This window comes from Nocardia sp. NBC_01730, from assembly GCF_035920445.1.
GTDB lineage: Bacteria > Actinomycetota > Actinomycetes > Mycobacteriales > Mycobacteriaceae > Nocardia.
The window spans coordinates 5,269,917-5,283,528 of the sequence record NZ_CP109162.1 but is presented as its reverse complement, the minus strand read 5'-3'; the positions used below and the strand labels follow the sequence as shown (position 1 = coordinate 5,283,528).

16 protein-coding genes are annotated in these 13,612 nt (G+C 67.4%); 13 read left to right on the top strand and 3 right to left on the bottom strand.

What is annotated here, in order from left to right; genetic code table 11:
• The first annotated feature begins 51 nt into the window (after positions 1 to 51).
• The 8 genes from hemL (at position 52) to OHB12_RS21695 (ending at position 8,332) form a co-directional block, all read left to right on the top strand.
• Positions 52 to 1,389 (top strand): glutamate-1-semialdehyde 2,1-aminomutase, encoded by a 1,338-nt coding sequence (hemL, locus tag OHB12_RS21730; protein ID WP_327110416.1) that lies wholly within the window; start codon positions 52 to 54, stop codon positions 1,387 to 1,389.
• A gap of 209 nt (positions 1,390 to 1,598) precedes the next feature.
• Positions 1,599 to 2,249 carry a histidine phosphatase family protein gene (locus OHB12_RS21725; protein WP_327121328.1) on the top strand — a complete coding sequence of 217 codons (651 nt, stop codon included), beginning with the start codon at positions 1,599 to 1,601 and terminating at the stop codon, positions 2,247 to 2,249.
• Positions 2,246 to 2,893: a TlpA disulfide reductase family protein gene (locus OHB12_RS21720; RefSeq protein WP_327110415.1), complete on the top strand. Its 648-nt coding sequence runs from the start codon at positions 2,246 to 2,248 to the stop codon at positions 2,891 to 2,893. The genes OHB12_RS21725 and OHB12_RS21720 overlap by 4 nt, the downstream gene beginning before the upstream one ends.
• Complete coding sequence (locus OHB12_RS21715; RefSeq protein ID WP_327110414.1) at positions 2,890 to 3,141, top strand: hypothetical protein; 252 nt, start codon at positions 2,890 to 2,892, stop codon at positions 3,139 to 3,141. The genes OHB12_RS21720 and OHB12_RS21715 overlap by 4 nt, the downstream gene beginning before the upstream one ends.
• Before the next feature lie 43 nt (positions 3,142 to 3,184).
• Positions 3,185 to 4,024: a cytochrome c biogenesis CcdA family protein gene (locus OHB12_RS21710; RefSeq protein ID WP_327110413.1), complete on the top strand. Its 840-nt coding sequence runs from the start codon at positions 3,185 to 3,187 to the stop codon at positions 4,022 to 4,024.
• Positions 4,021 to 5,703 carry a cytochrome c biogenesis protein ResB gene (gene resB / locus OHB12_RS21705; protein ID WP_327110412.1) on the top strand — a complete coding sequence of 561 codons (1,683 nt, stop codon included), beginning with the start codon at positions 4,021 to 4,023 and terminating at the stop codon, positions 5,701 to 5,703. Before OHB12_RS21710 ends, resB begins: the two co-directional genes overlap by 4 nt.
• A 2-nt stretch (positions 5,704 to 5,705) precedes the next feature.
• Positions 5,706 to 6,665 carry a c-type cytochrome biogenesis protein CcsB gene (gene ccsB, locus OHB12_RS21700; RefSeq protein ID WP_327110411.1) on the top strand — a complete coding sequence of 320 codons (960 nt, stop codon included), beginning with the start codon at positions 5,706 to 5,708 and terminating at the stop codon, positions 6,663 to 6,665.
• A gap of 539 nt (positions 6,666 to 7,204) precedes the next feature.
• A complete protein-coding gene (locus OHB12_RS21695; RefSeq protein ID WP_327110410.1) occupies positions 7,205 to 8,332 on the top strand; it encodes an alpha/beta hydrolase in 1,128 nt (375 codons plus the stop codon).
• Between the two features lie 237 nt (positions 8,333 to 8,569).
• Here OHB12_RS21695 and lppU read toward each other — a convergent pair whose 3' ends face one another.
• On the bottom strand, positions 8,570 to 9,226 hold the full coding sequence (gene lppU, locus OHB12_RS21690; RefSeq protein WP_327110409.1) for an LppU family putative lipoprotein: 657 nt from the start codon (positions 9,224 to 9,226) through the stop codon (positions 8,570 to 8,572).
• Positions 9,227 to 9,534: 308 nt separating this feature from the next.
• Between lppU and OHB12_RS21685 the strand changes: the two genes are divergently transcribed.
• Positions 9,535 to 10,143 (top strand): hypothetical protein, encoded by a 609-nt coding sequence (locus tag OHB12_RS21685; RefSeq protein ID WP_327110408.1) that lies wholly within the window; start codon positions 9,535 to 9,537, stop codon positions 10,141 to 10,143.
• 327 nt (positions 10,144 to 10,470) lie between these two features.
• Here the strand turns inward: OHB12_RS21685 and OHB12_RS21680 are convergent, their stop codons facing one another.
• Both OHB12_RS21680 and OHB12_RS21675 read right to left on the bottom strand, forming a co-directional pair.
• Positions 10,471 to 10,677, bottom strand: a complete 207-nt coding sequence (locus OHB12_RS21680; RefSeq protein ID WP_327110407.1) for a hypothetical protein — start codon at positions 10,675 to 10,677, stop codon at positions 10,471 to 10,473.
• 118 nt (positions 10,678 to 10,795) lie between these two features.
• Entirely contained in the window at positions 10,796 to 11,005 is a 210-nt protein-coding gene (locus tag OHB12_RS21675; RefSeq protein WP_327110406.1) for a BldC family transcriptional regulator, read from the bottom strand.
• A gap of 184 nt (positions 11,006 to 11,189) precedes the next feature.
• Between OHB12_RS21675 and OHB12_RS21670 the strand changes: the two genes are divergently transcribed.
• From OHB12_RS21670 to OHB12_RS21655, 4 genes are all read left to right on the top strand, one after another.
• Positions 11,190 to 11,543 carry a DUF4229 domain-containing protein gene (locus OHB12_RS21670; protein ID WP_327110405.1) on the top strand — a complete coding sequence of 118 codons (354 nt, stop codon included), beginning with the start codon at positions 11,190 to 11,192 and terminating at the stop codon, positions 11,541 to 11,543.
• A complete protein-coding gene (locus tag OHB12_RS21665) occupies positions 11,540 to 12,625 on the top strand; it encodes a PLP-dependent cysteine synthase family protein (protein ID WP_327110404.1) in 1,086 nt (361 codons plus the stop codon). The genes OHB12_RS21670 and OHB12_RS21665 overlap by 4 nt, the downstream gene beginning before the upstream one ends.
• A gap of 172 nt (positions 12,626 to 12,797) precedes the next feature.
• Positions 12,798 to 13,019, top strand: a complete 222-nt coding sequence (locus tag OHB12_RS21660) for a helix-turn-helix domain-containing protein (protein WP_327110403.1) — start codon at positions 12,798 to 12,800, stop codon at positions 13,017 to 13,019.
• Positions 13,019 to 13,603, top strand: a complete 585-nt coding sequence (locus tag OHB12_RS21655; RefSeq protein WP_327110402.1) for a Clp protease N-terminal domain-containing protein — start codon at positions 13,019 to 13,021, stop codon at positions 13,601 to 13,603. Before OHB12_RS21660 ends, OHB12_RS21655 begins: the two co-directional genes overlap by 1 nt.
• Positions 13,604 to 13,612 lie beyond the last annotated feature (9 nt).

Genomic DNA, 13,612 nt, shown 5'->3' with positions numbered 1-13,612 from the left:
CACTACACCCTGTCGTCGGACCGATTCATGCGTGCTGAGAGACTGGAATACGTGAGTTCTTCTCCGCGCGTGACCAGCGCATCGGTGCCGGTTTCCGCTCAGCTCTTCGACCGGGCCGGTTCGGTGATTCCGGGTGGCGTCAACTCCCCGGTGCGGGCATTCCGATCCGTCGGCGGCACACCGCGATTCATCGCCTCCGCCAACGGTTCCACACTTGTCGATGCCGATGGAAACGAGTACGTCGACCTGGTCTGCTCATGGGGGCCGATGATCCTCGGACACGCGCACCCCGCGGTCGTCGAAGCGGTACGCCGCGCGGCGGTCGACGGACTGTCCTTCGGCGCGCCGACCGAGGCGGAGATCGAGCTCGCCGAGGCCATCGTAGAGCGGGTCGCGCCCGTGGAACGGGTGCGCCTGGTGAACTCCGGCACCGAGGCCACCATGAGCGCCGTCCGGCTCGCCCGCGGCTATACCGGCCGCACCAAGATCATCAAGTTCGCCGGCTGCTACCACGGTCACGTCGACGCACTGCTTGCCGACGCGGGCTCCGGCGTCGCCACGCTCGGCCTGCCCACTTCGCCCGGCGTCACGGGCGCGCAGGCCGCCGACACCATCGTGCTGCCCTATAACGACCTCGACGCCGTAGCGGCCGCGTTCGCCGCGAATCCCGGCGAGATCGCGTGCGTGATCACCGAGGCCGCGGCGGGCAACATGGGCGCAGTCGCGCCGCTGCCCGGTTTCAACGCGGGCTTGCGGGCGCTCACCGCGGAGCGCGGTGCGCTGCTCGTGATGGACGAGGTGATGACCGGTTTCCGGGTCGGCCGCGCGGGCTGGTTCGGCCGCGAGGGCGTCGCGGGCGATCTCTACACCTTCGGCAAGGTGATGAGCGGTGGTCTGCCCGCCGCGGCGTTCGGCGGGCGCGCGGAGATCATGAATCACCTCGCCCCGCTCGGCCCGGTCTACCAGGCGGGCACACTGTCCGGTAACCCCGTCGCGGTGGCCGCGGGCCTCGCCACGCTGCGCGCGGCCGACGACGACGTCTACGCCGCGCTCGACCGCAACGCCGAGCGGCTCGGCGGTCTGTTCCGTGCCGCGTTGACCGGCGCGGGAGTCGGGCATCAGGTCCAGTTCGCGGGCAATATGGTGAGCGTGTTCTTCGACGAACGCCCGGTCACCGACTATGCCGCCGCCAAGGCGAGCCAGACTTGGCGCTACCCAGCGTTCTTCCACGCTCTGCTCGACGGCGGCGTGTACGCGCCGCCGAGCGCGTTCGAGGCATGGTTCGTCTCCGCGGCGCTCGACGAAAACGCATTCGACCGTATCGCCGCCGCCTTGCCCGCCGCCGCACATGCGGCGGCGGCCGCCACCCCCGAAGGATCCCGCGCGTGACCTCCGATCGCGATCAGCCCGATGCCGAACATCGCGGGCTGACCAACCCCATCACCGACGTCGCAGAGCCGGGCACCGCCGACGCGGGTATCGAGTCCACCGCAGCGCCCTTGGGCGGGCTGCCCGCCGATTCGAATGCCGTCGGTGCGGTCGGCGAGTCCACGGAGGCCGGTTCGGCCGCCGACGAACCGGCCCTGGTCGGCGAGCGCGTGCACGACGGCGGCACCGCGCAGGTCGAAACGATCGTGCACGTGCTGCGACACGGCGAGGTGCACAACCCGAACGCCATCCTGTACGGGCGGCTGTCCGGTTTCAGCCTCTCGGTGGCCGGCCGGGCGCAGGCCGGTGCGGTCGCGCGAGCGCTGGCCGATCACGACATCGCGCTGGTGATCGCCTCTCCGCTGCAGCGGGCGCAGGAGACCGCCGAACCGATCGCCGCGCAGCACCGCCTGGTCGTGCGGACCGACGAGAACCTCGTCGAGGCGGGCAACACCTTCGAGGGGCTGCGCGTCTCGGTGGGCGACGGCGCGTTGCGCAAGCCTCGGCACTGGTGGAAGCTGCGCGACCCGTTCACCCCGTCCTGGGGAGAGCCGTACCTGCAGATCGCGCACCGCATGCTGGCCGCGGTGAACAAGGCGCGGGTCGAGGCGGCCGGACGCGAGGCAGTGCTGGTGTCGCACCAATTGCCGGTGTGGACGCTGCGGCGGTTCCTGCAGGGGCAGCGGCTGTGGCACGACCCCCGGTACCGGCAGTGTTCGCTCGCCTCGCTGACCTCGCTGGTTTACCAGGGTGACACGCTCGTGGACATCGTCTACTCCGAGCCCGCGGGCGGCTCGGACCCCTCGGTGCACGGCGCATGACGCGGTCCACCTCGTCCGTCACCCCGCCCGCGGCCACGACGCCGACCCGGCGGGTGATACCGGTTCTGCTCGCGTGCGTTGCGCTGATCGCCGCGCTCGCGGGCTGTTCGACCGGTTCGGACGCGGTGGCTTCCGGCGGTACCTTCGAGTTCGTCTCGCCGGGCGGCAAGACCGACATCTTCTACGACCCGCCCGGTGCGCGCGGCACCGTCAGCCGGCTGGCCGGCCCCGACCTGATGACCGCGGGCAAAACCACGTCGGTCGAGGACTACGCGGGCAAGGTTGTGGTGCTCAATCTGTGGGGCCAGTGGTGCGGTCCGTGCCGCGCCGAGGCGCCCGCCCTGGAAAAGGTCTATGAGGCGACCAAGGACAAGGGTGTCGCGTATCTCGGCATCAATGTCCGTGACCCGCAACAGGACAAGGCCCAGGACTTCGTCGTCGACAACAAGGTCGGCTATCCGTCCATCTATGACCCGTCTATGCGCACGCTGCTCGCGCTCGGCGGTAATTTCCCTACCAGTGTCATCCCCACCACCCTCGTACTCGATCGGCAACACCGGGTAGCCGCGGTCTTCCTGCGGTCTCTGCTCGCCGACGATCTGCAGCCGGTGGTCGAACGTCTCGCCGCGGAGGAATCACAATGAATCGCGACCGCCGTACCCGCAAGCCGCGTGCCTGTCGGCCACGGCAGGGCCCCCGACGCATCGGCGGCGGATGGGCCGTCGACGACCGGTGGGCGGGTATCGCCACCGTGCCGCGCAGCGTCGCCGCCGACTCGCTGCTGGAGTTCGGCGTGCTCGACGTGACAGAGGAGCCCGCAGGCACCGAGCGGAGGGTGCCGCTGCGCCATGGCGCGGGGCTCGAGGAGGCGCCCGAGGGGGAGTCGGTGTGAGACCCGCGCCCGCAGCGTCGCCGCGGACCGGGGAGACCACCTGATGGTGCTTGCCGGAGCTGGGGAGTCGTTCCAGCAGACGGCGGCCTCAGGGCCGCTGCTGCTGGCGCTCGGCGCGTGCCTGCTGGCGGGCCTTGTGTCCTTCGCCTCGCCGTGCGTCGTGCCGCTCGTGCCGGGGTATCTGTCGTATCTGGCCGGGCTGGTCGGCGCCGAGGCGCCGCCCGCGACAGTCGCCGAGGCCGCGAAGGGCCGGCCGGGTTCGGTCGACATCGCGGATTCGGCAGAAAGGCGCTCGGCGCGGATGCGGGTTGCCGGTGCGGCCGGACTCTTCGTCGCCGGGTTCACCGTGGTCTTCGTGCTCGCCACGGCCACCGTGTTCGGGGTAATCCAGACGCTCAATGTGAATCGTGAACTGCTGCAACGGATCGGCGGCGTGGTCACGATCCTGATGGGCCTGGTGTTCATCGGCCTCGTGCCCGCGTTGCAGCGCGACACCAGGATGGAGCCGCGCAGGCTCACCAGCATCATGGGCGCGCCGCTGCTCGGCGGGGTGTTCGCGCTCGGGTGGACGCCCTGCCTCGGCCCGACGCTGTCGGGTGTGATGGCGGTGGCCGCGGGCACCGACGGGACGACGGCCGTGCGCGGGGTCGCGCTGATCGTCGCCTACTGCCTCGGCCTCGGCCTGCCGTTCGTTGTCCTCGCGTTCGGGTCGGCCAGTGCGCTGCGCGGTGTCGGCTGGCTGCGCCGTAATTCGCGCACCATCCAGGTCATCGGTGGCATCCTGCTGGTCGCGGTCGGCGCCGCTCTGGTCACCGGGGCGTGGGACCAGTTCGTCGCCTGGGTGCGCGACGCGTTCGTTTCCGAGGTGACCTTGCCGATATGACCGTGACCGACCAGCAGGCAACCGAAACTCCCACGCCGCCGCGCCAACCCGTGCTCGGCCGCGCCTTGGCGTTCGTGCGCAACACCTGGCGCGGGCTCACCAGCATGCGCACCGCGCTGGTGCTGCTGTTCCTGCTCGCACTGGCCGCGATTCCCGGCGCGCTGCTGCCGCAGCGCAATCTCAATGAGCAGAAGGTCGCCCAGTACATCGCCGATCGGCCGGCGCTCGGTCCGTGGATGGACCGGTTCGAGCTGTTCGACGTGTTTTCCAGCTTCTGGTTCACGGCCGTCTATGTGCTGCTGTTCATTTCGCTGGTCGGCTGCATCCTGCCGCGCACCATCGACCACTACCGCGCGCTGCGCACGCCGCCGGTGCGCGCGCCGCGCAACCTGACCCGGCTGCCGCACCACTACTCCGGCAGCGTCGCGCAGACGCCCGACGAGGTGATCGCACGCGCGCGTACCCAGTTGCGCGGCTGGCGCACCGAGGTTCGGCCGGGTACGCGCGACGGCGAGGTGACGTTGTCGGCGGAGAAGGGGTACACCCGCGAACTCGGCAACCTTATGTTCCATCTCGCGCTGGTCGGGCTGCTGATCGCGATCGCGGCGGGCAAGCTCTTCGGCTACGAGGGCAGTGTCATTGTGCTGGCGAACAAAGGCCCCGGCTTCTGCACCACCTCGCCCGCGGTGTTCGACTCGTTCAAGGCGGGCAACGTCAACGACGGCACCGGTATGACCCCGATCTGCGTTCGGGTCGAGGACTTCAAGGCCGACTACCTGACGAACGGCCAGGCCGAGATGTTCACCGCGGGCATTTCCTACCAGGTGGGCGACGACCTGCGGACGAACACTTGGCGCGACACCCAGGTGCAGGTGAACCACCCGCTCCGGGTCGCAGGCGATCGGCTCTACCTGCAGGGGCACGGCTACGCGCCGACCTTCACGGTCACCTTCCCCAACGGACAGACCCGCACCGAGTCCATCCAGTGGCGACCCGACGACGCGTCGACGTTCCTGTCCAGTGGCGTACTGCGGATCGACCCGCCCGGCGGCATGTACGCCACCGACGAGGAACGCCGCAAGAACCAGATCGCGATCGAGGGCCTTTTCGCGCCGACCGCCATGTTCCACGGCACGCTGATGAGTTCGGCGTTCCCCGCGATGAACGACCCGGCCGTCGCGGTCGATATCTACCGCGGCGACACCGGTCTCGACACGGGCAAGCCGCAATCGCTGTTCGCGCTGGACCCCGAACAGGTCAAGCAGGGTCGACTGGCCAAGGAGGCCAGGGTGAACCTGCGCCCCGGCGAGTCGACGACGCTGCCCAACGGCACCAAGGTCGCCTTCGACGGCGCCCAGGAATTCGTGAACCTGCAGGTGTCGCACGATCCCGCTCAGCAGTGGGTGCTGGTGAGCGCATTGCTGATGATGGCGGGTCTGCTGGTCTCGCTGCTGGTCAAGCGCAGGCGGATCTGGGTGCGGGTCTACCCGGCCGAGGCAGCACCCGGTACCGTTGATCAACGACGCACTGTAGTAGAGATGGGTGGGCTCGCGAGAACCGACCAGGCCGGCTGGGGCGGCGAGTTCGACCGGCTGCGCGCACGCCTGCTCGACGAACAACCGGACGGCCGTGGCGCTGAAACCATCTCGGCGCGCGGCGCCGAAACCACGGGAGAGTAACCATGCCGATCGACGAGACCATCGCCAGGTACAGCGATTTCGCGTTCAAGACGGCGATAGTGGTGTATGCGTTGGTCATGGTGCTGCTGATCTGGCAGTACGCCACGGCGCGCAGCCGTCAAGTCGCCGAGCGTGAGCTGGTGCCGGTGGGGGCGACTCCGTCGGGACCGGGCCGCGTCGTCGAGCCCGCACAGCGGCCGCTGTCGGAGCGGCTGGGCAATATGGCGTTCTCGGTGCTGATGGTCGCCATCGTCCTGCACGTGGGCGCGATCGTGTTGCGCGGCTTCGCGACCCATCGCTTCCCGCTCGGCAATATGTACGAGTTCGTCACCATGGCGACGGCCGCCGCCGTGCTGGTCGGAGTGTCGCTCCTGCGCGAACAGCGCTACCGCTCGATGTGGGTCTTCCTGCTGGTGCCGGTGTTGATCCTGATGTTCCTCGCGGGCACGGTGCTCTACGCCGACGCGGCGCCCGTCGTTCCCGCGCTGAAGTCGTTCTGGCTGCCGGTGCACGTCACGATCGTCAGCGTCGGCAGTGGGGTCTTCATGTTCGCGGGCGTCGCGAGCCTGCTTTTCCTCTACCGCCTGCGCCAGCCCGAAGGCGAGGAGTCGGCCAACGTCCTCGGTACGATCGCCCGCCGCCTGCCCGATGCCCGCACCCTGGACCGCCTCGCCTACAAAGCCAGCATCATCGGCTTCCCGCTCTTTGGTGCGGGCGTCATCCTCGGCGCGATCTGGGCCGAAGCCGCCTGGGGCCGTTTCTGGGGCTGGGACCCGAAGGAGACCTGCTCCTTCATCGCCTGGGTCCTCTACGCCGCCTATTTGCACGCCCGCGCCACCTCCGGCTGGCGTGACACCAAGGCGGCATGGATCAATATCGCGGGGTTCGTCGCGATGCTGTTCAACCTGTTCATCATCAACATGGTGATCTCGGGGTTGCACTCGTACGCCGGGCTGAACTGATAGCTCTGACCTGCGCACTCGTGTCCAAGAGGGCTACTCGCTCGTGTCGCTCGGCTCGTCGGTACGGCAGCAGTGCCGTGCAACGACGAACCCGCTCCGCGATCTCTGGATGGCTGACCGACGAACGACCGGGTGGATTCATCGTGTCCTTGACAGTCCCCGATGTCGCGCCGAATACCACCGACTCAACTGCGAGGGAGCACCCATCGCGTTGGCCTTGCACGAACAACCCTGGGGCGACCGACTTTTCCAGCTCATCGATCCGAACGGCCTCGTGGTCGAACTCGTGCAGTGGATTCCACCCGCCGGCGTCTGAGCCGACACGTCCGGGCCCGCGCCGCGGGCCATGACATCACCCGATCCGACACAACTCTGGAGCTGCTGCCATGAACACCGAAATATATTGCACGCCTGTACAGTCCGAATTGAGCGAAAGCAAGCCCTCGAAGCGACCCCGTCGGATCAGGTCCGTCGGGGTACAGATTCTCCGATTCGTGCGACTATTCGCAGCCTGGACGGTCTGTCTCGCGACAATCGCTGTGGGCCTTGTTTTCTTCGCGCCACGGATGCCCGGGCGCGCGCTGCCGAACACGGTCGGCCTCGCCGCGCTGGTTGTCCCGTGGATGACCGCACCGCTGCTGGTCACAGTGCTGCTCACGTTCGTGATCGTGGCTATGGCATGGCATTCCGGCCGCCGCGCGCTCTTGACCGCGGGAGCGCTGGCCAGCGTGTTGGGGCTATTCGTGATCGTCACCCCCTGGTGGTCGGCGCGGACAACGGCGCAGGAGCACGGCGCATCACTGTCATGGTCGGAGTTCTTCCGCACACCGGCCCAACCGTCACCCACCGCAACCCGCATATACCAGCGGATCGAAAACCAGGACTTGCACGCGGATATCTACCGCCCCCAGCGGCCGGCCCCGAGCCGAGCCGCACTGCTTTATGTGCACGGCGGTGGTTGGAACTCGGGCACCCGGTCCGACAGCGCGTCGTGGTTCGAATGGGTAGCCCGACAAGGAATCACCGTGTTCTCGATCGACTACCGACTCGCCCCACCGCCAAGGTGGCAGGACGCGGTCGGCGACGTCAAGTGCGCGCTCGGCTGGATTCGTGCACAGGCAGCCGATTACGACATCGCACCATCCAACGTGTCCGTCGCCGGTGACTCCGCCGGTGGCCAACTGGCTCTGATGGCCGCATATACCGTTGACGATCGACAGTTTCCGCCATCGTGCGCGGTGTCCGAGGCACCCGTCCGATCCGTCATGGGCTGGTATGCACCGACCGACCTGCCCAGCCTGATCACCCACACCCGCCTGCCCATCAGCTTGCAACGGTATCTCCGCGACTACCTCGGCCCCGACTACGAGACACAGCACGCCCGAATCGAACAGGTATCGCCGATCAACCACGTCCGCGTGGGCCTACCGCCGACACTGCTCGTCCAAGGCGGTATCGACCGCATGATTCCCAGTACACAAGCTCCCGCACTCGCGGACCGGCTGCACGCAGCGAACGTGCCCGCCGAGGCTGTTGTTATCCCCTGGGGCGATCACAACTTCACCGGGCAATGGGGCAGCTGGGGATCCCAGATCCTGCGACCCGTCGCGCAGGACTTCCTGCAGAAATACGCGCTCGATGAGGACTGGGACGGGAAGCATCCGTAGAAACTTTCCTGCAGCAGAACGTGAACGACACATCGCAACCGCCATCGCGATGATCCGAACCTTCGCCACGCGGCCGCTGCGTGATGAGGGGCGCCGCGCTCAGTAACTCGCGCGCCCCTCGCTCGGCGTGCGGCCGAAGGCCCTTATGGCGTTCGCCTGGCAGGCTTGATGGGTGTGCGAAGACGCGACGCCGAGACCGAGGCTCGGCACATATGCGCCGAGCGGTCCGCGCACCCCTCAGAGCCGGGCTACGCAGACGACGAAATGGCGCTGTCGGTAGACGATTCCGCTGTCGGCCGAGCCGCAGGCGTTGACGTCGATGGTGTTCTGTTTGATGTCGATCACCCGCACCCCGTTCGGGGTGCCGAGGGCCGCGCAGTCCAGGCGCTTCGGATCGCCCGTGATCAGCTCCATACAGCCGCCGACGACCCAGTCGATGTCCAGGCACAGCGCGGCCTGTGCGGCGCCCTGCAAGGTGTCGGTGTAGGTGCGGTCGGCATCAGTGGGGCACGGGCTGTTCGCGGGTGCCTTCTCGCTGATCTTGTAAATGGCGCCGGAGCTGCCGCAGGCCGCCTTCTCGATCCCGCCGGAGCCGCCGAGGCGCACGCACTCGCCGACGTTCACCTGGAGATTGGTGGCGCTCTTGTTCGACGCGCCGCGCATCGCCGAGGTGGTGGGCGGCGGAGGCTCGGTGGTCGTCACCGGCTCCTCGGTGGTGGTGGTCGGCGGTGGCGTCGAAGTGGTTGCCGCGCTGTCGTTCTGGGCGGCCTTCGCCGGTTCCTCGGTAGGTCCGGACATCGACATGGCGGCAAAGGCGACGAGAGTCGCCGCCAGTGCGGTCGCAACCACGAAGCCCGTCAGAGTGATTCCGGCACGAATACGTTGGCGCGACACGTCACGTCCTCCACAGCTGTAAACCCTTCGAACTCGCTCCCGATGAGATCCGAAGTTGTGAATCTTGCGGATTGAAGATCACGCCATGCATACACCATGCGGCGCATCCGCGTCGAGCCGTTGCTCCCAACGGCATTCGTTGTTGGCGAGTATTCCTCTTTTCGTCCCCCTAGTTGGTCACAATCGAATAACGAACCTTGGTGCGGCTGTGTGTCGATTGCCATGTCTGCCAACAAGCTACGGGCGTTGTACAGTCACACGCCATCCGGCCTCCGGCGCCGGAGGTCTCTGTGAGAAGGAATTCCATAATGAAGTTCGGCACTATTGCCGCCATCACGCTCAGTGCGGTCGCCGCGGTGGGCATTGCGGCGGGAACCGCGAATGCGCAGCCCGTGGAGGCGAATCGGGAGGTAACGACATCCGGCGTCGAGCAAGGCGTCGACTACAAGACCACAGTCTCCGACAAGACCGGTGCGATCACCACCGCGGTCGAGCACGGCAAGTTCGCCCTCGTCGACAACGGCGCCAAGATCGCGCTGACGTCCGACACCGGCGCCGTCGTCGCCGAAGTGCCGTTGACCTTCCAGGTCTCCGGAGGCCGACTGTCGGTCGCGCAGGAGATCAGCGACAACGGCACGCGCCTCGCGCTCACGCCGGTGGCGGACGCGAAGGAGATCGGTGAGATGCAGCCGATCAGCTCGATGAACCGTCTCATCGCCGAACTGAACCAGAACGTCGTCGGCGTGGTCGGCGGGGCTCTGCTCGGTGGTCTGCTCGGGGCCCTGATCGGCCTCGGCTTCTTCAGTATCATCACCGGACCGATCGGCTTGGTCGTCGGTGCGATCGCTGGAGGTGCCATTCAGGGCGGGCAGCCGTTCACGGACGCTCTGATGGCGGTCGTCAACGGCGAACCGTGATCGGAACTCGCGGGTGAAGGGGCAGGCGCACCGCAGCGCGCCTGCCCCTCCGTACCCGAAGTGTTTTGTGACAAATATCACACTGCCGTCCCGGTGGGACGTCGTGCTTTTGCGGCGATGCGACCTGATGTACGCCGTCGGTCAGCGCCAGTCGGCCGGTATCGGCACATCCTGGCAAACAAGTTGCTGGTCTGAATTTCGATGATCGCGCTCGGCACCTACGCCGAACACGGCGCACCGAGTGAGTGCCGACGGGACGTCACTCGGCGCTTGCTTTCGATGGCACTGCTCAGGGCACGCCCGTCCGTCGAGGTGTGAAGGGCCTCGTCAGCGATCGGTCGGGCCGGACTCACCGTCGCGGTGCTGGCGGGACAGGCGCCAGAGGAACTCTGGATCGTCGTCGGGTCCGATGATGCGCTTTCGCCGCGGCGAAAGCGCTTGCGGGGCGGTTGGTCCGGCCTTCTCGGGGCCGAACGCCTTCCAGCACAACACCGCGACTGCAGCCATTGCGATGAGTGCCAACAGGTACGTCACGTCGCTCACCTCCTGGTTACGAGGGTAGTCGCGTACGGGACTCCCGCCCACCGCAGGCGTGAAATCGGTCCTGCGGGTAGGCGCGGGCCCTGGAACAACGGGCCCGCGCGCCCTGCGATCAGTGTGCCGTCGCCTCGGTAGTGAGCGACTGCAGCAGCTGGAGTACTTCTGATTCGCGGAACCGGCGATGACCGCCCGGTGTGCGCAACGACCCCAGTCGCCCGGCATGAGCCCAGCGCGTCACGGTCTTGGGATCGACATGGAACAGGGCAGCAACCTGCCCCGGCGTCAGCAGGGTGTCCTGGCCGCCGACGGTGATCGCAGTCATAGCAAACCTCTCCGTTCTCGACAGTTCCCTCATCAGATGGCGCCATCGTCGCACCGAAACCCCTAGGTACTCGAACCACCTACTGTTGGTAAAGGGGAGGTAATAGACAAATCGGATGTGCGCCCCACCCCCGGCAACAGGCGCGCGCCGAGGCTGGGCAACAGCTTCGCATAGGCTGACCGATGTGCGTGACGAAATTCCACCGGAAGGTGTTCGCGGACAGCAAACTGCTGGCGCAGGTCGTCGGCTGGCCCGCAATCTGGCGCTCTACAGCCTCGCGAGGCTGGCTCTGGTCGTGGTGCTCACGGCGGTCATCCTGCTGGCCGCACGGCTGGTCTCGGTGGACATTCCGCTGCTGGTCGCCGCCCTGTTCGCGCTGATCATCGCGATGCCGCTGTCGTTGACCCTGTTCAAACGGCTCCGCGCCAAGGTCAACGAGGACATCGCCCTGGTCGATGAGCGCCGTCGCCGCGACAAGGCTCAGTTGCGTGCGCGGCTGCGCGGAGAGAATCCGGAGGACACCGGGGCGTCCTCATGAAGTCCTGTGATCGCAGAACGCCGCGTGACTGGGTCGACAACGCGGTCCGGCTGATCGATGCCGACACCCAGCGCAGCGCCGACACTCATCTGCTGCGCTATCCGCTGCCTGTCCAGTGGAATGTCCAGTTGTATCTGAAGGACGAGTCCACGCATATCAGTGGCAGCCTCAAGCACCGGCTGGCGCGCTCGCTGTTCCTGTACGCGATCTGTAACGGCTGGGTCACCGAAGGCACCACGGTGGTGGAGGCGTCCTCCGGCTCGACCGCGGTCAGCGAGGCCTACTTCGCGAAGCTGCTCGGCCTGGACTTCGTCGCGGTGATGCCTGCGAGCACGTCCCCGCAGAAGGTCGCGCTGATCGAAGCCCAGGGCGGCCGTTGCCATTTCGTGCAGCGCCCGCCGGATATGTACGCCGAGGCGGCGCGGCTGGCCGCCGAGTGCGGCGGCCACTACATGGACCAGTTCACGCACGCGGAGCGCGCCACCGACTGGCGCGGCAACAACAACATCGCAGAGTCGATTTTCCAGCAGATGGCGTTGGAGACCCATCCGGTGCCGGAGTGGATCGTAGTCGGCGCGGGCACCGGGGGCACCAGCGCCACGATCGGCCGCTACATCCGCTACCGCAGGTACGCAACGAAATTGGCCGTAGTCGATCCGGAGAACTCCGCGTTCTTCGGCGGCTACGAGACCGGCGATCCCACCTACCAGACCGGTATGTCCTCGCGTATCGAGGGGATCGGCCGTCCCCGGGTGGAACCGTCGTTCGTCGGGCCGGTGGTGGATCGCATGTTCGAGGTGCCGGACGCGGCCTCCATCGCGGCCGCCCGGCACGCCAGTGTGCGGCTCGGTCGGCGGGTCGGCGGGTCGACCGGCACCAACCTGTGGGGTGTGTTCGCGCTTGTCGCCGAGATGATCGCCGAGAACTGCCGCGGCAGCGTGGTCACGCTGCTATGTGACGGCGGAGATCGCTACGCGGGAACGTATTTCGACGACGCCTGGGTCGCGTCGCAGGGGATTGTCCTCGCCGAGCCCGCCGCGATCCTGGACACGTTCATGGCGACCGGAGTCTGGGAGGCCTGAACGATCTGCGAGTGGTCGCGGCTGCGTGGAACCTGGCGATCTGCCGCTGCGCGAGCGAATCTGTTCCGCGGACCCGTTCATTCGTTCACCGATAGCTGAATCGGGCTGCCGCGTCTCCTCTGTCGTCAATTTTTATTGACATCCTGCGGTGCCGTCAATAAAAATTGACGGCATGACTGAAGCAACCACCCTGGCGGCCGCCGCAGGCAGCCCCGACCCCAAGGTCGGGCTGCGCGCGGTGCTCGCGCTGCGTCGGCTGCTCGAACGTCTCGAGGCGATCCAGGTGACCAATGCTCGCGAACAGGGTTGGTCATGGCAGGCGATCGCTGAGGCGCTCGAGGTCAGCAAGCAGGCGGTCCACCAGAAGTACAACCGGAGAGGCAGGAGCCGCTGATGTTCGAACGGTTCAGCAGGTCGGCGCGAACGGCCATCGTCATCGCTCAGGAGGACGCACGGGAGTTGTGCGCGCCGAACATCGAGGTGGAGCACGTGCTGCTCGGGCTGCTCGCACACGGCGACCCGGAGCTGAAGGCCCTGCTCGCCGAGGCCGGGCTCACCCACGAGGGCGTGCTGAGCAGGCTGGCCGACAACGGCACGGAGGAACCGCTCGGCGCGGAAGACGCCGAAGCCCTGCGCTCCATCGGCATCGATCTCGACGCCGTGCGCGAATCGCTGGAGGCCAACTTCGGTGAGGACGCGCTCGATCGCGCGGTGCCCGAACCGCGGCGCGGTCCGTTGGGCTGGGGTCGCGGCAGCGGCAACGTCGGGCACATCCCGTTCGCCAAGGACGCGAAAAAGGTTCTGGAGCTCGCGCTGCGCGAGGCGCTCGGCCGCAAGGACAAGACCATCGAATCCGGGCACGTCCTGCTGGGGATCCTGCGGGCGCCCAATCAGACCACCATGCGCCTGTTCGGCGGCTCCGTCCAGATCCACGACTTGCGTCCCAAGGTGCACGCCCTGCTAGACCGTGCCGCCTGAGCGCGGGAG

Excerpts from the sequence above, each read along its gene's own strand:
- OHB12_RS21720 (WP_327110415.1), top strand. The coding sequence starts at position 2,246 with ATGACGCGGTCCACCTCGTCCGTCACCCCGCCCGCGGCCACGACGCCG.
- OHB12_RS21715 (WP_327110414.1), top strand. The coding sequence starts at position 2,890 with ATGAATCGCGACCGCCGTACCCGCAAGCCGCGTGCCTGTCGGCCACGG.
- OHB12_RS21710 (WP_327110413.1), top strand. The coding sequence starts at position 3,185 with ATGGTGCTTGCCGGAGCTGGGGAGTCGTTCCAGCAGACGGCGGCCTCA.
- resB (WP_327110412.1), top strand. The coding sequence starts at position 4,021 with ATGACCGTGACCGACCAGCAGGCAACCGAAACTCCCACGCCGCCGCGC.
- ccsB (WP_327110411.1), top strand. The coding sequence starts at position 5,706 with ATGCCGATCGACGAGACCATCGCCAGGTACAGCGATTTCGCGTTCAAG.
- OHB12_RS21685 (WP_327110408.1), top strand. The coding sequence starts at position 9,535 with ATGAAGTTCGGCACTATTGCCGCCATCACGCTCAGTGCGGTCGCCGCG.
- OHB12_RS21675 (WP_327110406.1), bottom strand. The coding sequence starts at position 11,005 with ATGACTGCGATCACCGTCGGCGGCCAGGACACCCTGCTGACGCCGGGG.
- OHB12_RS21665 (WP_327110404.1), top strand. The coding sequence starts at position 11,540 with ATGAAGTCCTGTGATCGCAGAACGCCGCGTGACTGGGTCGACAACGCG.
- OHB12_RS21660 (WP_327110403.1), top strand. The coding sequence starts at position 12,798 with ATGACTGAAGCAACCACCCTGGCGGCCGCCGCAGGCAGCCCCGACCCC.
- OHB12_RS21655 (WP_327110402.1), top strand. The coding sequence starts at position 13,019 with ATGTTCGAACGGTTCAGCAGGTCGGCGCGAACGGCCATCGTCATCGCT.